We start from the raw sequence: 19,222 nt of genomic DNA, 5'->3' as shown, positions 1-19,222 counted from the left end.
GTGTCCTCGAAGTGAGGACACAGCCACGGTTGTGCCCGAACTTACCTCTCAGCCAAGGAACATCACGGACTTCATTCAACGCACCATCGACATCGCCCGTGCCAACGTCGAGGAAGGTGGGCGACCCTTTGCGACCGACGGCGAGATCCTCGCCGAGAGCCCCAACCGTGCGTCCCAGACGAACGACCCCACCGCGCACGCCGAGATCCTCGCGATCCGCGAGGCCTGTACCCGACTCGGTACCGAGCACCTGACCGGGTGCACCATCTACGTGCTCGCCCATCCCTGCCCGATGTGCCTGGGCTCGCTGTACTACTGCAGCCCCGAGAAGGTCGTCTTCCTCACCCAACGCGACGACTACGAACCGCACTACGTCGACGACCGCAAGTACTTCGAACTGGCCACCTTCTACGCCGAGTTCGACAAGGACTGGACCGAACGCCGGCTGCCGATGAAGTACCAGCCGTGGGACGCCGCGATCGACGTCTACCGCGAATGGCAGCAATGCAACTCGGGCAACCGCCACGTACTCACCCCGCCACCCCCACCCGGGGCAACTTCCGCCTCATCGACAGGCTCTTCACCCAAGTGGAAAGCGTCATGAAAATCAACGAACTCAGCACCATCACTGACGACGTCATCGAGGCCGCACGCTCCACCCTCGTCATCGGAATCAGCTAAAACCGCCAAACCGAACTGTGAAAAACCGCCATTCCGAACCAACAGTCACAGGTGACAGGGAGTCCTGCCTGACGTTGGGTTGGGGTATACCCCCAACCGGACGGTCGTGCCGCCGGCTTTGGACAGTCCGTGCAATCGTCTTCGGAAAATGACACCATTTCGCGAGCATTTGTGATGAGTCCCGTCGGACTATTGACTGAAAATTCAGTCAGGATTATGGTTAAGGCAATACATCACCGTGATGTATCTCACGAAAGGCTTGCCATGATCAGCACGCGCTTCCGCAAAGACGCGGATTCCGCCGGTGCCGCATCGGCGCACAAGGACCGCTTTGGCCGCATTGAGTCGGCCGGCATTGAGTTCATTCCCGACGCGGAACGCACTTCCCGCCCCCGGAACCTGTTCACCGTGTTCTTCGGCGGCAACTTCGCTTTCTCTGTCATCGTTTTCGGCTGGCTTCCCATCACCTTCGGCCTGAACTTCGTCGGCGCCGCCACGGCCAGCCTCGCCGGGCTCCTTGTTGGCACGGCCTTGATCGGCCCGATGGCCCTCCTCGGACCGCGGACCGGCACCAACAACACCGTTTCCAGCGCCGCACACTTCGGCACCCGCGGGCGCTTGATCGGTTCCGCCCTGACCCTGTTGTTCGCCCTTGCCTACGCCGCCATCGCGGTCTGGACTTCGGGCGACGCACTGGTTGCCGCCGCCGAACGGCTGCTCGGGATACCCGTCGACGGCGTCACGCTCTCCATCGGCTACGCCGTGATCTCCGTGGAAATCGTTCTCGTGGCGCTCTTCGGCCACGGCACCGTGGTGGCGATGCAGAAGTTCGTCGCACCCGTCGTCGGCGTTCTGCTGCTCATCGGCGTCGTCGCCTTCGCACCGACGTTCAGCCCCACAACAGTCCATGCCGACTACCTCCTGGGCGACTTCTGGCCCACGTGGATCCTCTCGGCCGTCATTTCCGTCGGCGGCCCCCTCTCCTATGCGCCCACGCTGGGCGACTACAGCCGGCGCATCTCGCGGACCAGGCACTCGGACCGTTCGGTGGTGACCTCGGCATGCCTCGGCGTCTTCCTCGGGCTCTTCGTCACTGCCCTTTTCGGTGCCTTCACGGCCTCGGCCTTGCCGGAGCTTGGCGGCTCGTACGTCGCCGATCTCGTGAAATCATCCCCGGCCTGGTACCTGCTGCCGATCCTCGTCATCGCCCTTGCCGGCGGCCTCGGACAGGGCGTGCTCAACCTTTACGCCAGCGGCCTGGACCTCGAAGCACTCTTCCCGCGCCTGCGCCGCATCCACACCACGCTGATCACGTCGGTGATCGCCGTCGGACTCCTCTACCTTGGTGTCTTCGTGTTCAACGCGGTGGACTCGATCACGGCCATGACGCTGGTGCTCAACGGATTCGCCGGCCCCTGGGTGGCCATCAACGTCCTGGGCTTCCTGGTCGCCCGCCGCGGCAAATACCACGCCGCAGACCTCCAGCTCTTTCGCGCCAACGGACCGCGCGGACGGTACTGGTTCAGCAACGGCTGGAACCTCAGGGCCGTGATCCCCTGGGCCATCGGATCAGTATTCGGCCTGCTGGCCACGGACACGTCCCTCTACACCGGCCCGCTCTCGCAACTCGCCGGGGGAATCGACCTCAGCTTCCTTGGCTCCACAGTCATCGGAGCCGTCGGCTATCTCGCGGCGCTCCGGCTCTGGCCCGAACCGCATGCCTCCCTGGTCGAGGCCGCACCGGAGCGGGGTGAGCACGTATTACTGTCAAACCATGACTGACAAACTAGCCAAGATCCTCACCGCCGCCACCACCTGCATCGCCAGGAACGGCGTCCGGGGAATGCGGGTCAACGATGTGGCTGCAGAAGCCGGAGTTTCGCCGGGCCTCCTGTACTACCACTTCACCGACCGGGCCGGCCTGCTTGCCGCAACGCTTGAACACATCAACAAGCAGGTCAGCAAGGACGACGCCGCTCCCGCCTCCCCTGACGCCGAAGACCGCGCCCGGCACTTCAGGCACCTGCTCCTTGACGAAATCAAGGACGACGCTGATGTCCGCCGGAATTCGGTGGCCTGGAACGAGCTCCGGGCCTGCTCCATCTTCGAACAGGAGCTGGCGGAACCGCTTTCCCGGACAACGGCGGAATGGAACCGTGAGATCGCCCAGGCCATCGTGGCCGCCAGCGAAGGCACCAGCGAGGACGAGGCCGCAGTCACTGCGGAGATCCTCACCAGTTTGGTGGAAGGGATCTCCGGCCGCTGGCTCAACGGTTTCATCACCACAGACCACGCGCGTTCCCTGTTGACGACGGCCATCGGCTCACTCACCACAGCACGCCCGGCCACCTTGCAGGAACCTTCCGGACAGGGTCTGGGCAAATGAACCACCAACCCAACTCTCACCCACTTATCAAGCGACGTGATTCCAACGGAATCCCGCGATCATGCAAGGACCCCTAGGGTCCCGTTAGGAAGCACCACCATGGACATCATTGCCAACGCCACTCCGCCCGTATCCTTCGCCCGGAGCGGGGACAGCAGCCGCCGGCCCCTCCGCGTGGCACTGGTCCAGCACCACTGGCGGGAGAACGCCGCCGAGCTGAGGTCGGTGCTGACCGAGGCCATCGGCAAAGCCGCCGACGCCGGAGCCAGGGCCGTGTTCCTGCCGGAACTGACGCTGTCCAAATATCCTGCCAACGTCCGGGCCGGCATCAACCCCGCCAAGGATGCCGAGGACCTGCTCAACGGCCCCTCCTTCGAGTTCGCCGCCAACGCGGCCCGGAAACACTGCGTCACCGTCCACGCCTCGCTCTACGAGCGCTCAGACGGAAACGACGGACTGGGCTTCAACACCGCCATCCTCGTCTCGCCCCAGGGCGAGCTGCTGGCACGCACCCGCAAGACCCACATTCCCGTCAGTGCCGGCTACTACGAGGACACCTACTTCCGCGCCGGACCGGCCGGCGACGCCTACCCCGTGCACCGCCCCGCGGAACTGGACGGGGCCGCCGTCGGACTCCCCACCTGCTGGGACGAATGGTTCCCGGAGGTCGCCCGGCTGTATTCGCTGGCCGGTGCGGAAATCCTGGTTTACCCCACGGCCATCGGCTCGGAGCCGAGCTTCCCGACGTTCGACCACCAGCCGCTGTGGCAGCACGTGATCACCGGCCATGGCATCACGAACGGCACGTTCATGGTGGTCCCCAACCGGACGGGCGACGAAGGCGACATCAACTTCTACGGTTCCTCATTCATCTCCGACCCCTACGGCCGCGTCCTGGTCCAGGCGCCACGGGACCGGGAAGCCGTCCTGGTGGCCGACCTCGACCTGGACCAGCGCAAGGACTGGCTGGACCTGTTCCCGTTCCTGACCACGCGCCGCCCCGACACCTACGCCGAGCTCACCCGCGACGTCGACGTCGACCGCCCGTACGGCGCGGTGTCCGCCCGGCAAACCGCGGCCCAGCCATGAGCTGGATGATGCCAAGCGAAACGGCCCGCCAGGAAAGGGTCTGGATGGCCTTTCCGCCGGAGCGCTCCTCGATCGGGCACACCCCGGAGGAAACCCACGAGGCACGCACGGCCTGGTCCGCGGTGGCGCACGCCGTCGCGGAATTCGAGCCGGTCACCATGGTGGTGGACCCACCGGACATGGCTGCCGCGAGGACATACCTTTCGGCCGGCATTGACCTGGTCGAAGCGCCCCTCGACGACGCCTGGATGCGGGACATCGGGCCCACATTCGTGACCGGCGACGACGGCCGGCTGGGCGGGGTGGACTGGGTCTTCAACGGCTGGGGGCAGCAGGACTGGGCCAGCTGGGGCAAGGACTCCGCGATCGGTGCCGAAGTGGTGAGGCAGGCCGGGGCGGAGCTTCTGGACAGCCCGCTGGTCAACGAAGGCGGCGGGATCCAGGTGGACGGCCTGGGCACAGTGCTGGTCACCGAGACGGTGCAGCTGGATACGCTCCGGAACCCGCACCTGACCAAGGCGGACGTCGAAGCCGAGCTGGCCCGCACCATCGGCGCCACGCACGTCATCTGGCTGCCGCGCGGGCTGACCCGTGACACGCAGGAACTCGGAACCCGCGGACACGTGGACATCGTGGCCGCCATCCCGTCACCCGGTGTGCTGCTGGTCCACTCCCAGCGCAACCCCTCGCACCCGGACTTCGAGATCACCGCCGACATCATCGCGATGCTCGCCGGGACCCGGGATGCGCAGGGCCGTGCCTGGGACATCGTGGAGGTGCCGGCCCCGGACACGCTGCGCGACGAGCTCGACTGGGTCGACTACAGCTACATCAACCATCTGGTGGTGAACGGCGGCGTCATTGCCTGCAGTTTCGATGACCCGGCGGATGCGGGAGCCCGCCGGATCCTGGAGCAGGCCTATCCGGGCCGCAAAGTGGTGATGGTCGATGCCCGCCCCATCTTCGCCCGGGGCGGCGGCATCCATTGCATCACCCAGCATCAGCCGGCCGTCTGACCGCGGCAGCCATGTAGCCCCCTGCTGCGGCCGTCGTACCCGTCGCCCGCAGCAGGGGGCTACATGCTCAGCCGAAGGAGACCTCCGGGATGGCCGGACCCCGACGCGAGCTGATGGTGTCCCGCGGCCAGTCGCGCAAGTTGTGGCCATACCGGCTGCCCCCAGCACGGAATGTCGGCCGACAGGGTCCGCCAATATACCAAACTGCACGTCTGGGAGATCCGCCACACAGCAAGATCCGGTGATCGAACCGGGCCTGCATGAGCAACCATGCAGTCCTACCGGCCACCAGCCGGAAAATTGGGTTGGTGGCCGTGCGTTTCCATGGCTTCATGGATCTGCAGAGCAAACCACAGCTGAGCGATGGAGGAGGTTTCGGTAAGGTCCAGCCCGGTCAGTTCGCTGATCTTTCGAATGCGGTAGATGATCGTTTGCCGGTGCGTGAACAGCTCTGCAGCGGTTTTCTGCCATGACCGCTGGAGGGTCAGGAATGTCTTCAGGGTGATCATCAGGTCCGGCTGGCGGCCGCGTTCATAGTCAAAGACCGGGCCGAGCAATCTCCGCACCAACGCGTTGCCTTCCTCATAACTGGTCAGCCCGAGCCATGCGGGTCCCTGCGCATAGTGGGCAAGCTGCTCGGAGTTGCTGGCCGCTGTGCCTGATGCCCAGAGGGATTCCTGCAGTGCCCGGCCGATGCCGGCCGCGTCCGCCAGCTGGCTCACTCCGATCCGGACTCGGGCCGAAACCACATGGCGCAGAATTTCATCGGAACAGTCCGGGCCGACGGCAAGGTGGAGGCGGTTGAACCGCCGCAGGCAGGCGTTGGGGTAGCCATGGCGCCAGAGTCCGATGTGGATGGGGTCAAGATCGTGCAGATCCTCCGCACCCATGGTGACAATGAGGAACTGCCGCGCGGTGACGCCAAATTCCTGCAGCCTCCGCTCCACGTCGGCGGTCGAGTAGCCGCCCTCGAAGGCCTGGCTAAGGAATTCAGCCCCGAGCCGGCGCTGGTTTTCAAGGTCCAGTGTCGTCCGGGACAATTCCAAACCCAAAACCGTAGCGGCATGCAGCAAGATGACGGCGTCCGGGTGCGCTTCCGCCTTCGGTAATACGACCAGCAGCGCGTTGGGGTGCGTGGGGATATCCATCAGGAGAATGTGCCGGCCGTCTGGGAGAATGTGCCACTGAAAACTCTTTGAGGCTGTTGCTGGGATCCGGACTAGCAGTTCCAACCCGGCCGCCACCTCCGGGGTCAAGGGTTCGCCGTCGGGATACCAGGGATGCAGACAGTGCCGGTCGAGGACAAACAACGTCGTGTTTAGCTCTGCAGCCAGCCCCGAGATGAGATTCTGCCAGTGCTGTTCGGCTGCCCCGGCGCGGCCGATCAGATCGTAAATTCTGGCGGTCTGGCGCAGCCTGTGCGATTGCTCAAGCAGGGAGGATTCCGCAACGGAGCGGGCGATGGCGATGAACGGCAAAGGGTAGGGGATGTTCAGGACCGGAAGGGACAGCCGGTCGCAGGTATCCAGGAATTCCTGTGACAGTGGTGGAGCATGCATTTTCTCCCCGATGGCCAGGGCGCTGGCGCCCGCGCCGGCCAGAGCCTCGGCGAAGGCAACCTGCCCGGCAGCATCGGCCGGCAGGGACAGGCCGTTGGTCATCATGAGTTCCCCGCCGGTGACCCATTCCCACAGCCGCGGCAGGTCCGAAGTGTGGGCCCAGGCTATCGGGTGGTCCAGGCCGCTGGAACCTGCCAGCAGGGACAGGCCAAGCTGGGGTTCAGCCAGCAGTTCTGCCACGGTAATTGTCACGCGCCGCTCCTTTCGTTGCGGGAGCCGCCGGCTTGAAACCGGACGGTCTGTACACATGTATAGATGCTGCGGACAGATGTAGTCAATCGCAGTATGTTCGCCGTGATGCGGGCCAACGATCATTAACTCAATGGGTTCCGTGTTCGGTGATGACTATCCGGGGAGAGGATTTAGATGGACGTGACGATGAACCTCATTGATAATGCCCCGCCGGGGACCTCTCGCCGGAACCCGACGGGGCCGCTGGCCACCGAGACCGCCAACAAGACCCTCCACGAACTGACCACCCGCAAAAAGGCCCGGGCGACCGCGGCCGATGTATCTGAAGGATCCCTGCCATGACCACGCACAAGCCCATCGGCCCCGTTGACGCAACGAAGGTACCCCGCTATGCCGGACTGGGCACCTTCGCCCGGCTTCCGCAGATCGACCGTGTCCCGGACTACGACATCGCCATCGTCGGCGTCCCGTTCGACGGCGGCACCTCCTTCCGCCCCGGTGCCCGGTTCGGTCCGGCATCCGTCCGTGAGGCGTCTCGGCTGCTGCGCCCCGGCTACCACCCCGAACTCGATGTTGAGCCCGTTTACGAGGCGCAGGTCGTGGACGCCGGCGACATTGCCTGCACCCCCTACGACATCACCCGCGCAGTCCGCGAAATCGAGGAACAGGCCCTCCCGCTCCTCGGCCAGGACAAGAAGCTGATCTCGATCGGCGGCGACCACACCATCGCCCTGCCGATGCTGCGGGCCCTGAACAAGGTCCACGGACCCGTCGCGCTGCTGCACTTCGATGCGCACCTGGACACCTGGGACACCTACTTCGACCAGCCGATCACCCACGGCACCATCTTCCGCCGGGCCTTCGAGGAGGGCCTGCTGGTCGAGGACAAGTCCATGCATGTGGGAATCCGCGGCCCGGTTTACGACCGTGACGACTTCCTCCGTGACCACCAATTCGGCTTCCAGATCATCCGGTGCTCTGATCTGGACGTCATCGGTGTTCCGGCCGCGATCCAGCGCGTCAAGGACCGGCTCGGGGACACCCCCGTGTATGTCTCCATCGACATTGACGTGCTGGACCCGGCCTACGCTCCGGGCACCGGTACTCCGGAGATGGGCGGGCTGCACTCCCGCGAGCTGCTGGCCCTGCTGCGGGGGCTGAACGGCATCAACATCGTTGGTGCCGACGTCGTCGAAGTGTCGCCCGCATATGACCACGCAGATATCACTTCGGTGGCCGCCGCGACGCTCGTCTTTGACCTGCTGGGTCTGATGGTCAACCGGAGCAAGGGAATTTCCCTCGCCGACGATGCATCCTTGGAAGTAGCAACCGTCTAAGACAACCCGTCGGGAAAAGTCGTGGCTCTGTGGTCAAACCGCCGAGCCACGACTTTCCCATGTGCCGACCGGGCTGGGGCTAGCATGCGACCACGTTGACGGCGAGGCCGCCGATGGCGGTTTCCTTGTACTTGGAGGACAAGTCCCTGACGGTTTCGCGCATGGTGACAATGACCTCGTCGAGGGAGACGCGGTGGGTGCCGTCGCCCCAGGGTGCCATCTTGGCGGCGTTGATGGCCTTGGCTGCGGCAATGGCGTTGCGCTCGATGCAGGGGATCTGCATCAGGCCGCCGATGGGGGCGCAGGTCAAGCCCAGGTTGTGTTCCATGGCGATCTCCGCGGCGTTCTCCACCTGCTCGGGCGTGCCGCCCATGACCTCGGCCAGGCCGGCGGCGGCCAGGACAGTCTTGCCGTCGACGACGGCTGCTTTGTGTCCGGTGGACCTGTTGGCGCGGCGCATCAGCAGGACCGCCTCGGCCACGGCGGTGGCCTCGTCCAGCAGGGAGGCGTTGGCGATCGGCAGGCCCACCAAGTCCTGGACCATGGTCTGGAAGTTCAGCAGTGCTTCGAGCCGACCCTGGGAGATCTCCGGCTGGTAGGGGGTGTAGGCCGTGTACCAGGCCGGGGATTCGAGGATGTTGCGACGGATCACCGGGGGAGTCACGGTGTCGTAGTAGCCTTGGCCGATCATCTGCACGGCGGACTTGTTCTTCGTGGCGAGCTTGCGGAGCTCGGCCAGCACCTCAACCTCGCTGAGGGCCCGATGCAGGGTCAGGGGAGTATTCTGGCGAATGTCGGTGGGCGCGGCCGTATCCACCAAGGATTTCAGCGTGTCGTAGCCGACGGACTTGAGCATGGTGTCGACATCGGCCTGGCGGCGCACGCCAATGTGGCGGTCAACGAATGCGGCGGGGGTTGCTTGCACCGCCAAGCAAGCGGGCGGCCGGAGAGCCCGGCGCTCCGACGTGGGGCCGGCAGTGCCGCCCGTAGCGCCCCCGCGGCGGAGAAGCTGCCCCCGACCCACGGGCCTGGGGCAGTGGCTGCGGCGGAGAAGCTGCCCCCGACCCGTGGGTCGGGGGCAGCTTCCGGGGATTTGGCTGTTCAGCCAACCAGGGCGCGGGTGTGGTCGTTGAGGAACACCCCGTGGGGATCGAATTCCCGGCGGATCTGGATGAAGGTGTCAAGATCCGGGTAGAGCCGCTCCAGACGTTCCCTGGTCATGAAATGGATCTTGCCCCAGTGTGCGCGGGGCTCGAAGTCCTGCAGCAATGCATCCGCATCACGGAAGAACGGCCAGTAGTCCGTCCCTGGCTCAGTGGTGAGCGTGATGACCGTAGTGTCGCGTCCCTGGAACTGGGACATGTAGCCATCGTCGGCTTTCACCCAGCGGACTTCAACGGGGTACTTCTGGTCTGCGTGCTTGGTGCGGATCAGCTCCTGTACAGCTTCGGTGGCGGCCAGGCCGTGCTCGGTGGGAACGAAGTACTCGAGTTCATGGAACGGTGTCGTGAATCCGCCGGGGTAGATGCGGTAGGACCGGTCCAGCCGTGACCCCTCCCTGCAGGAAATTTCACTCTCATCCTGGACTTGGACGATGTTGTACCGCTTGGTGTAGCTGCGATTCGTCATGCTCTGTCCGGGCGTGCCCGGCAGGTCGAGGAGTTCGGATGACCCTTCTCCCGGGCACCAGAGGAAGGAGTAGTGCCTGTTGCCGGCGATATCTTCCTCCCATGTCGAGGCGGTCTCGGCCCAGGTCGGATAGGTGATCTGCTCCTGCAGGTAGTAGCGCTCCTCCACGGCCAGCTCGACCTCAAGGAAGATTCCCAGCGTGCCCAGGGCGACCTGCGCCGCCCTGAGCTCGCGCAGCTGCCCTTCACCGATTTCGACGATTTCGCCGTAGCCGTTGATGAGCTTGACCCAGCGCAGGCTGGAGGAGAAGCTGCCCAGGTCCTTCCCGGAGCCGTGGGTGCTGGTCGAGAGCGCCCCGGCGATCTGCTGCTTGTCGATGTCGCCCTGGTTGCCCAGAGCCAGCCCCCGCTCCCACAGCGGATCGCCGAAGGCGCTGATGGTCGTGCCGGCCAACGCCCGCGCGCGGCGGCGCATCTTGTCGGTTCCGGTGATTCCCGTCATCGCGGACATTTCCATCAGGACGCCGCCGGTCTGGACGAGCGGTGACGATGAATGACCGGCACCCGCGGCGCGAACGGGGAGGCCTTCCTTGATGGCGAAGCGGACCGCGTCGAGCGCTTCCTGTTCCGTCCGCGGCCGGACGGTGAACGCCGGTGTGGCGCACTGGTTCCGGCCCCAGTTGGTCCATGGCACTTCCGTATCAAAAGGGATGGAAGGGATTGCGGCACCCGTCAACGGGCGTGACGGCGCGGAGTGTCGAAGATTCGTTGTCATGTCAGGCTCCAGTGCTGGTCTCAACGCTCATGCGCCGTGGTTGATCATGACGTGTTTGGTCCGGGAGAAATCGTCTAGAGCGTACAGGGAGAGGTCGCGACCGTAGCCGGAGCCCTTGAATCCGCCCCACGGAACCTCGCACGCCAGCACCAGGTGCGAGTTGACCCAGACCGTACCGAAATCCAGCTGCTTGGGAATACTGAGGGTAAGTCCCGCGTCCCTGGTCCAGACCGACGCCGACAGGCCGTAAGGCGTCTCGTTCGCCCGTGAAATTGCCTCTTCGGTGGTGCTGAAGGACTCGACGCTGACCACGGGACCAAAGATTTCGTGGCTGGCAATCTCCGCTCCGGCCGGCACGTTGCTGAACACGGTGGGTTCGATAAAGTAGCCGGGTCCTTCCAGGACCGAGCCACCGATAGCGGCCTTAAGCCCGGCTGCTTTTGCTTCTGCCAGTGAGTCCCGTACCCGCTCGAAGTGCGGGCGCGAAATCATGGGACCGATTTCAATGTCGTCCCCTGCTCCTGGCGCGCCGACGACGAGGGTACCGACTTCCCTGACCAGGAGGTTGGTGAATTCTTCGGCCACGGATTCGTGCACCAGCACCCGGCAGGCAGCGCCACAGTCCTGGCCCGCATTCCAGAACCCCGCGTTGCGCACGCCGGCCGCGGCCGCGGCGAGGTCAGCGTCGGGGAAGATGACCACGGGTGCTTTGCCGCCGAGTTCCAGGTGGACACGTTTGACGGACCGTGCCGCTGTTTCTGCCACGGCTTGTCCGCTGACGACACTCCCCGTCAGCGCGACGAGTGCGATGTCCGGGTGTTCCGCCAGACGCTGCCCGACGGTTCTGCCCTGTCCCGTCACGACGTTGAAGATTCCGTCGGGAATGTGTCCGGCCACGAGTTCTGCCAGTTTCAGGGTCGACAGTGGGGTCTGTTCGGAGGGCTTCAGGACGACGCTGTTTCCCGCGGCCAGGATGGGTGCAATTTTCCAGGCCGCCATCAGCAGCGGATAGTTCCACGGGGTAATGACGCCGACTACCCCCACCGGCTCCCTGAGTATGACCGAGGTGTGTCCGGTCGCGTAGTCTCCGCCTGCCAGCGAGGTCAGTGTCCGGCATGCCCCGGCCATGAAACGGAATGTGTCAATGGTGCTGGAGACATCATCTTCCGCGACGCTGCGCGGCTTGCCGGTATTTGCGGACTCGAGCAGCTCAAGTGCTTCGCGGTTGGCTTCGATGATGTTGGCAATCCGGGACAGCACCTCGGACCGTTCCTTGGGCGTTGTGGAACCCCAGGCGTTCTGAGCCGCCACGGCGGCTTCAACGGCCGAATCCACGTCCGCGGCGGTTCCCGCCGGCACCGAGGCAATGACGTTTTCCGTAGCCGGGTCCAGGACGTCGATGACATCCGTGGAGGAACCCGGAACAAACGAACCGCCGATGAAGTGCCCCGCCGGCGGCAAGTCTGCCGCAGAGCTCTGATCGGCGGAGGGGCGCCGGACTGTAAACCGCTCGATGTCAGTGAGTGTCATAATATTTCGCCTTTGCTTTCTGTGCCGTAGTCGGCGTTGGGAGGTTCTCAGCGGTGGCCGCGGGCGTATCGTGCCCGCGCAGTTTCAGATCAGGTCAGTCACCAAATTTGGGGACTGGACGGGTGCGGGGTCCGCCGTCTTCCGGAACAGGCGTGCGACAAAGTAGTAGAGAGGGGCGACGACGACCAGACCGACAATCCATGACAGGTCGACACCGCCCATGGCTGCGGCGGCGGGTCCCGTGTAAATGGCCGTTGATGAGAATGGGACCTGGATAAGCGCGCCAGCAACATAGCACCCAATAGCAACCCAGTTGAACCGGCCATAGACTCCGCCATCGCGCCGAAAGAAGTCTTCAACCCTGTAGTCGCCGTGGCGGAGGAGGTAGTAGTCGACCAAATTGATGGCCGTCCACGGGACCAGGACGTAGAGCAGGAACGAGAGGAAGTTTTGGTAGAAGACCATGAAGTTCTCGCGTGCAAACAACGCGATCATCAGGGCCAGTGTGAAGAGAATGATTGCTGCCACGCTTCGCGTCTTGGCGCGTGGCAGCCAGCTCGGCTTGAAAGTCTGCCCAATAGTGAGGGTGCACAGCACCCCACAGTAGAGGTTCATCGCGTTCGAGGCGGCAACACCGAGACAGAAAATGCCGATGATCACCAGTGTCCATGGCTCCAGCTGGGCACCCAGGCTCCCCACGATATCCACGTTGGCGGCATCCTCGGCCACCACCATCGCAAGAGATCCCACCAACGCGCCCAGCACCATCGGAAAGAGCGTCCCCAGGACGCAGCCCGAGTAGGAGGCCCAGAAAGCCGGGCGCGAGCCGGTCCCGTGCGGCATATAGCGCGAGTAGTCCGAGACGTACGGGGCGTATGCCAACTGCCAGAGGGCGGAAACGGAGATGGTTCCCATGAACCCGACCCAGTTGAAATTTCCCTGGTCCAGGAATCCGGCAGGCAAGCCATGAACGAAGAGAATCCAAACAAACGCCAGCAGCAGGGCCACGCCAGCGACAATGCTTAAGACGCGGGCATAGGCGTGGATGAGACGGTAACCGAAGATCGTTGCTACGACACTTACCACGCCGAGGATAATGATGCCGGCATCGACACTGATGCCGGGGGTGACCGCGGCCATCGCCTGGCCACCAAAGACCAGATTTGCGGCGAAAAACCCGACATACATGATCACGACGATGACAACAATCAGCAGCGCTCCATAGGAACCGAATTGGCCGCGGGTCTGTATCATCTGCGCGACGCCCAGTTGTGGTCCCTGCGCGGAATGCAGGGCCATAAAGACGCCACCGATGACGTTGCCGATGATGATGCCGACAACGGCGGTGACGAAGTCGAGTCCGAACACCGTGGTCGCAAGCCCACCAGTCACGATGGTCATGATCATGATGTTGGAACCGAACCATATGGTGAAAAGGTCTCTGGCCTTTCCATGTCGTTCGTTCAAAGGAATGGGCTGAATGGTCTTATCCTCGAGCCGGGGCACCTCTGCCGCGGGGGAGGGCGTGTTCGTGTTCATGATGTGCTCCAGGAGTTCATGTAAACCTCTTTGTTCTCTCCCTGAATGCCCTCACTGAGCTAGGAAGCTGATCATCCAATTATTCGTGACCTGCATCACTGGCGGTATTCTGCGATTGGATAGATATGTCGAGGGCGTTTAGACATGTGTACAGATCAGCATCCTGTCCTGGGTTTTGGGCCCCGGACGACTGCCCCAGGGGCAGATGATGTTGGGGCTGTCAGGAGTTGAGGCATCATGGTCTCAATGATGTTCCCGCCGAAGGTGAGCCGGTCAGCGCTACCTGCGCGCAGGCTTGCGCGTGATGGCAAGAGGGGTCAGGAGTCGTCACTGAGTGCCGGGTCCAGTCACATCCGAAGCTGCGCTGGCGACCGGCGCCTTGATAAGCGAAAGCATTGTAAAGATCGCCAAACAAACGGCGACGGCAGTTCCAGATCTAATGTTGGTGGTCACCAACGGGTCCCCAGGCTCTCGCGGCGAGACCGCCGCAATTCTTGCGTCCACGAACGACGGACCTCGTGATTGTAGCGGGCGTGAGACCCCAGCCTGCCTCCCGCGTATTCCAACACGCGGTGCACAATACGGTTCTGCAGCCGGGACGGCGGGTCGTAAGCACTCGGACCGGGCCAGCGTGGCCCCTGTCAAACCAACCCATATTTCAGATCGGTAAGGCAAGCTCCTATGCTTAGCTTGAGCCTTTGTAAGGATTTGGGGGCGAGTAGTCGTGAGGAAACCGGTAAATGAGTAGTGTTCTGACAATCCGCGGAGGCGTCCCGCTGACTGGCCGCGTCACCGTCCGAGGGGCCAAGAATCTTGTCCCCAAGGCAATGGTCGCCGCCCTGCTGGGCAACGAGCCGTCCGTGCTGCGCAACGTCCCTGAAATCAAGGACGTCGAGGTTGTCACCAGCCTGCTCCAGCTCCATGGTGTCACGGTCGAGAAGGATCCCGTCACGGGGGACCTGACCCTGGACCCGACCAACGCGAAGACGGCCTCCCACACGGCAATCGATGCCCACGCCGGAGACTCCCGCATTCCGATCCTGCTCTGCGGGCCCCTGATCCATGCGATTGGCGAGGCCTTCATCCCTGACCTCGGCGGCTGCAAGATTGGCGACCGCCCGATCGACTTCCACCTGGACGTGCTCCGCCAGTTCGGCGCCGTCGTGGAAAAGCGGCCCGGCGGCATCCACATCTCTGCGCCCCAAGGCCTCAAGGGGGCCAAAATCTCCCTGCCGTACCCGTCCGTCGGTGCCACCGAGCAGGTGCTGCTGAGCGCCACCCGCGCCGAAGGCATCACCGAGCTTTCCGGCGCGGCCACAGAGCCGGAAATCGTGGACCTCATCGCCGTGCTGCAGAAGATGGGCGCGATCATCAGCGTCCAGACGGACCGCACCATCCGGATCGAAGGCGTCCAGGACCTCGGCGGCTACAACCACCGCGCGCTCTCGGACCGCAACGAATCCGCTTCCTGGGCCTCAGCGGCCCTCGTCACGCGCGGCGACATCTTTGTCCAGGGCGCCACCCAGCGCGACATGATGACCTTCCTCAACACCTACCGCAAGGTCGGCGGCGGAATGGACATCGGCGACGACGGTATCCGCTTCTACCACCGCGGCGGCAAGCTCAACCCGCTGGTCCTCGAAACGGACGTGCACCCCGGCTTCATGACCGACTGGCAGCAGCCGTTGATCGTCGCCCTGACACAGGCCGAGGGTGTCTCGATCGTTCACGAGACCGTCTACGAGAACCGCTTCGGATTCACCGACGCCCTGATCCGGATGGGCGCCAACATCCAAGTGCACCGTGAATGCCTCGGCAGCGTGCCGTGCCGCTTCGGCCAGCGCAACTTCCTGCATTCCGCCGTGATCTCCGGCCCGACGCAGCTGACCGGCACCGACATCGACGTGCCCGATCTGCGCGGCGGTTTCAGCCACCTGATCGCGGCACTCGCGGCCACCGGCACCTCGCGGGTCACCGGAATCGACATCATCAACCGCGGTTATGAGCGCTTCACCGAGAAGCTCGCCGGGCTTGGCGCCGATTTCGACATCTCCTCAGCCGAGTAGTTGGGACCTGTGAAGGAACCGGCGAAGAGCCACATCACCTTTGTCATTGTGGCCGGCATCGTCCGGCCTGCGATGAACCTCCTGATGAGGAAGAAATGGGAGGGCCTCGAGAAGCTCCCGGCAGGGGGCTTCATCGCCGCGCCCAATCACTGCACCGAAATCGATCCGCTCGTAGTCGGGCACATGCTCTACAACCAGAAACGGATGCCGCACTTCCTCGCCAAGGCAGGGTTGTTCAAGGTCCCGGTCGTGGGGGCGGTGTTGCGGGCCACCAAGCAGGTTCCGGTGGAACGCTTGTCGTCGGGCGCCAACCGAGCGCTGCAGATCGCCAAGGAGGTAGTTGACGAGGGCGGTGCCATCGTCATCTACCCCGAGGGCACGCTGACCCGGGATCCCGGGCTGTGGCCGATGAGGGGCCACACGGGCGCCGCCCGGATGGCGCTGGAGAGTGGCATCCCCGTGGTGCCGATCGCCCACTGGGGAGCCCACGAGGTCTTTCCCCGCTACGCCAAGCGGTTCCACGTCTTCCCGAGGAAGACCTCGCGCCTGATCGTCGGTGAACCGGTGGACCTCAGTGCCTTCGCCGGACGCCCGTTGGACAAGGCGACCCTCACCGAAGTAACAATCGTCATCATGGACGCCATCACGGAACTGCTTGTCATACTCCGCGGCGAAAAGCCGCCGACGGTACGCTGGGATCCTTCGGCGCACAACCAGTCCGCGCACGGCCGCTTCATCGAACGTGGCGAATCCGGTCCAGGCAAGGCCACCCGTGAGGGCGGCGCGTCAAACGAGAATATTGGGGACAGCACCGAATGACGGTCAATCTTGAACGAACAACATCCGCCAGCACCGTAGCCGTCCTCGGGGCAGGCTCGTGGGGAACCACCTTCGCGAAGGTCGTCGCCGACGCGGCCACCGCCTCCGGCGTCGAACGCAGGATCCGGCTGTGGGGCCGGCGCGCCGAAGTGGTGGACCAAATCAACCTCAAGCACCGGAACGAGCAGTACCTCAAGGACATCGTCCTTCCACCCAGCATCAGCGCCTCGACCGACGTCGCGGAGGTCCTCGACGGCGCCGAGCTGGTCATTCTTGCCGTTCCGGCCCAGACCCTGCGGCCGCAGCTGCGCGAATGGAAGAACCTCGTGCCTCCGGGCGCATTCGTGGTGTCCCTCATGAAGGGCCTCGAGCTGCACTCCGACGCGCGCATGAGCGAGGTCATCTGCGCGGAGCTGGGGATTCCCGCCGAACGGGTGGCCGTGGTCTCCGGCCCCAATCTGGCCATGGAGATCGCGCGGGAAGAGCCCACAGCCTCCGTTGTTGCGTGCTCCGACTCCGAGGCCGCCGGCTGGATCGCCCGCAGCTGCACGGCGCCCTACTTCCGCCCGTACACCACCACCGATGTGATCGGGGTCGAAATTGGCGGCATCGTCAAGAACGTCATTGCCTTGGCCGTCGGAATCTGCGAAGGCAAGCGGATGGGGGACAACACCAAGGCCTCCGTCATCACCCGCGGCCTTGCGGAGACCTCCCGCCTGACCCTCGCGCTGGGCGGCGAGGCACGGACCATGGCCGGGCTCGCGGGTCTGGGTGACCTCGTGGCCACATGCTCCTCCCCGCTGTCCCGGAACCACACCGCCGGCCGGCTGCTGGGCAAGGGCCTCACCCTCGAGCAGGTCACGGCCGAGATGAAGCAAACGGCTGAGGGCATCAAGTCCAGCCAGGCCGTACACGAACTGGCCGGAAAGCTCGGCGTCGAGATGCCGATCACCGCTGCCGTCGTCGCCGTGCTGGCCGGAAAATTGACCGTAGACGAACTGGGACCGCTGCTGCTGTCCCGGGACCTGAAACCTGAAGGCGATCACTGACAGTGTCGGAAGATAACGTGAGCACAGAGGTCCGCCCCGCCCGGCCCCGGCCCAGGGTGGCGGTGCTTTTCGGCGGACGCTCCAGCGAACACGCGGTGAGCTGCGTGACCGCGGCGGGAGTCCTCGGCGCCATCGACCAGACCAAGTACGAGGTCATCCCCATCGGCATCGCCAAGACCGGCCAATGGGTGCTGGTTTCCGGCGACACGCGCGAGTGGTCGCTATCGGCGTCCTCGCTGCCGGAGGTCGCTCCCTCGGAGCAGACCGTGGCGCTGGCCGAGATCGGCGGCGAACACCAGCTCATTGTGGCCTCCCCGAACGAGGTCCCTCAGGAACTGGGTTCTGTGGACGTCGTCTTCCCGCTGCTGCACGGGCCGTTCGGCGAGGACGGCACCATCCAGGGCCTTCTTGAGCTGTCCGACACCCGTTATGTCGGCGCAGGAGTGCTGGCCTCCGCCGTCGGCATGGACAAGCATTTCATGAAGGTGGTGTTCGAATCCGCCGGGCTACAGGTCGGGCCGTACATCGCCGTCACAGACCGGCAGTGGCGCAAGGATCCGGAGACCGTCCGCAAGCGCGTGGACCAGCTCGGCTTCCCGGTGTTCGTCAAGCCGGCCCGGGCAGGATCCTCCATGGGCATCTCCAAGGTCGACTCACTCGAGGGACTCGACGCCGCCATCCAGGAAGCCCGCAAGCATGATCCGAAGCTCGTCATCGAGGCCGGCATCGTGGGCCGCGAGATCGAATGCGCCGTGCTGGAGGGCCGGGGAACCGATGCTCCGCGCACGTCCATGCCCGGGGAGATCTCTGTCGCCGGCGGAGGGCACGAGTTCTACGACTTCAACGCCAAATATGTGGAGGACGACGCCGCCGCGCTGAGTTGCCCGGCCGATCTCCCCGAAGAGGCCATCGCCCGGGTCCGCGAGCTGGCCGCCGTCGCCTTCGACTCCGTCGGCGCCGAGGGACTGAGCCGGGTCGATTTCTTCTACACGCCTGACGGCGAGTTGATCATCAACGAAATCAACACGATGCCGGGGTTCACGCCCAAGAGCATGTACCCGCAGATGTGGAAGGCCTCAGGCCTGAGCTACGCGGAGCTGATCGACGAGCTGATCTACCTTGCCCTGCACCGCAGGACCGGGCTGCGCTAGTGGTCATTTTCGTTACTTCGTCGGGGGTTGAGGCCCAGTCTTCGCGCCCGGGAGGACATGCCCAGTCTTCGCGCCCGGGACCGGGCCTAGCCGGAATATGTCCATCGGCCGGCCCCGGCGCGGGGCATGTCCTGTCCGGTTGTCATTTTCGCTTAGGCCGTCGGGGTCAGGCTGCCGGTGCGTGCTCGTGGCTGCTCAGGCGTAGCAGCTAGTCGTTGGGCCGGTGGTGTATTCCGGTCGACCCGGCAGGCTGGTCGAGGACCTTGAAACCGCCGCCGGTGATGGCCGGTCGCGCCACCGCCTGTGGCGTCTACCTCAACGACCCCACCGCTTGGACCTGACCCC

At 64.4% G+C, this 19,222-nt stretch carries 16 protein-coding genes and 1 pseudogene; 12 read left to right on the top strand and 5 right to left on the bottom strand.

The window, feature by feature from the left end; genetic code table 11:
* The first annotated feature begins 31 nt into the window (after window positions 1–31).
* From ACQCSU_RS04320 to ACQCSU_RS04295, 6 genes and pseudogenes are all read left to right on the top strand, one after another.
* Entirely contained in the window at window positions 32–604 is a 573-nt protein-coding gene (locus ACQCSU_RS04320) for a nucleoside deaminase (protein WP_426978460.1), read from the top strand.
* Window positions 547–681: pseudogene (locus ACQCSU_RS04315) on the top strand (AAA family ATPase); the annotation flags it as partial. The gene ACQCSU_RS04320 and the pseudogene ACQCSU_RS04315, both read left to right, overlap by 58 nt.
* 264 nt (window positions 682–945) lie before the next feature.
* Window positions 946–2,463, top strand: coding sequence for a purine-cytosine permease family protein (locus tag ACQCSU_RS04310; protein ID WP_426978459.1), 1,518 nt, complete (start codon window positions 946–948; stop codon window positions 2,461–2,463).
* Window positions 2,456–3,067 carry a TetR/AcrR family transcriptional regulator gene (locus ACQCSU_RS04305; RefSeq protein WP_426978458.1) on the top strand — a complete coding sequence of 204 codons (612 nt, stop codon included), beginning with the start codon at window positions 2,456–2,458 and terminating at the stop codon, window positions 3,065–3,067. Before ACQCSU_RS04310 ends, ACQCSU_RS04305 begins: the two co-directional genes overlap by 8 nt.
* 99 nt (window positions 3,068–3,166) lie before the next feature.
* Window positions 3,167–4,156, top strand: coding sequence for a nitrilase-related carbon-nitrogen hydrolase (locus ACQCSU_RS04300; RefSeq protein ID WP_426978457.1), 990 nt, complete (start codon window positions 3,167–3,169; stop codon window positions 4,154–4,156).
* A gap of 44 nt (window positions 4,157–4,200) precedes the next feature.
* Window positions 4,201–5,172 carry an agmatine deiminase family protein gene (locus ACQCSU_RS04295; protein WP_426978455.1) on the top strand — a complete coding sequence of 324 codons (972 nt, stop codon included), beginning with the start codon at window positions 4,201–4,203 and terminating at the stop codon, window positions 5,170–5,172.
* A 278-nt stretch (window positions 5,173–5,450) separates the two neighbouring features.
* Here ACQCSU_RS04295 and ACQCSU_RS04290 read toward each other — a convergent pair whose 3' ends face one another.
* Window positions 5,451–6,983, bottom strand: coding sequence for a PucR family transcriptional regulator (locus tag ACQCSU_RS04290; protein ID WP_426978454.1), 1,533 nt, complete (start codon window positions 6,981–6,983; stop codon window positions 5,451–5,453).
* A gap of 186 nt (window positions 6,984–7,169) precedes the next feature.
* Here ACQCSU_RS04290 and ACQCSU_RS04285 point away from each other — a divergent pair, with 186 nt between their 5' ends.
* Both ACQCSU_RS04285 and speB read left to right on the top strand, forming a co-directional pair.
* A complete protein-coding gene (locus ACQCSU_RS04285; protein WP_426978453.1) occupies window positions 7,170–7,325 on the top strand; it encodes a hypothetical protein in 156 nt (51 codons plus the stop codon).
* On the top strand, window positions 7,322–8,320 hold the full coding sequence (gene speB, locus ACQCSU_RS04280; RefSeq protein WP_426978452.1) for an agmatinase: 999 nt from the start codon (window positions 7,322–7,324) through the stop codon (window positions 8,318–8,320). Before ACQCSU_RS04285 ends, speB begins: the two co-directional genes overlap by 4 nt.
* Window positions 8,321–8,399: 79 nt before the next feature.
* Here speB and ACQCSU_RS04275 read toward each other — a convergent pair whose 3' ends face one another.
* The 4 genes from ACQCSU_RS04275 to ACQCSU_RS04260 form a co-directional block, all read right to left on the bottom strand.
* The gene (locus tag ACQCSU_RS04275; RefSeq protein WP_426978451.1) at window positions 8,400–9,251 is read right to left on the bottom strand and encodes an L-serine ammonia-lyase, iron-sulfur-dependent, subunit alpha; all 852 of its coding nucleotides are present in this window, start codon (window positions 9,249–9,251) and stop codon (window positions 8,400–8,402) included.
* A gap of 170 nt (window positions 9,252–9,421) precedes the next feature.
* Window positions 9,422–10,642, bottom strand: a complete 1,221-nt coding sequence (locus tag ACQCSU_RS04270; protein WP_426978450.1) for a D-arabinono-1,4-lactone oxidase — start codon at window positions 10,640–10,642, stop codon at window positions 9,422–9,424.
* A 108-nt stretch (window positions 10,643–10,750) separates the two neighbouring features.
* The gene (locus ACQCSU_RS04265; RefSeq protein ID WP_426978449.1) at window positions 10,751–12,253 is read right to left on the bottom strand and encodes an aldehyde dehydrogenase family protein; all 1,503 of its coding nucleotides are present in this window, start codon (window positions 12,251–12,253) and stop codon (window positions 10,751–10,753) included.
* Between the two features lie 84 nt (window positions 12,254–12,337).
* Window positions 12,338–13,792 (bottom strand): purine-cytosine permease family protein, encoded by a 1,455-nt coding sequence (locus ACQCSU_RS04260; protein ID WP_426978448.1) that lies wholly within the window; start codon window positions 13,790–13,792, stop codon window positions 12,338–12,340.
* Window positions 13,793–14,532: 740 nt separating this feature from the next.
* Between ACQCSU_RS04260 and murA the strand changes: the two genes are divergently transcribed.
* The 4 genes from murA to ACQCSU_RS04240 are packed head-to-tail and all read left to right on the top strand — an operon-like array spanning window position 14,533 to window position 18,877.
* Window positions 14,533–15,858, top strand: a complete 1,326-nt coding sequence (gene murA / locus ACQCSU_RS04255) for a UDP-N-acetylglucosamine 1-carboxyvinyltransferase (protein WP_426978447.1) — start codon at window positions 14,533–14,535, stop codon at window positions 15,856–15,858.
* Between the two features lie 9 nt (window positions 15,859–15,867).
* A complete protein-coding gene (locus ACQCSU_RS04250) occupies window positions 15,868–16,677 on the top strand; it encodes a lysophospholipid acyltransferase family protein (protein ID WP_426978446.1) in 810 nt (269 codons plus the stop codon).
* Window positions 16,674–17,726, top strand: a complete 1,053-nt coding sequence (locus tag ACQCSU_RS04245; protein WP_426978445.1) for an NAD(P)H-dependent glycerol-3-phosphate dehydrogenase — start codon at window positions 16,674–16,676, stop codon at window positions 17,724–17,726. Before ACQCSU_RS04250 ends, ACQCSU_RS04245 begins: the two co-directional genes overlap by 4 nt.
* Window positions 17,727–17,728: 2 nt before the next feature.
* On the top strand, window positions 17,729–18,877 hold the full coding sequence (locus ACQCSU_RS04240; protein WP_426978444.1) for a D-alanine--D-alanine ligase family protein: 1,149 nt from the start codon (window positions 17,729–17,731) through the stop codon (window positions 18,875–18,877).
* Window positions 18,878–19,222 lie beyond the last annotated feature (345 nt).

Origin of the sequence: Pseudarthrobacter sp. O4 (assembly GCF_050157025.1) — a bacterium.
GTDB lineage: Bacteria > Actinomycetota > Actinomycetes > Actinomycetales > Micrococcaceae > Arthrobacter.
The sequence above is the reverse complement of the archived record's forward strand: the minus strand, read 5'-3'. Positions and strand labels throughout refer to the sequence as shown.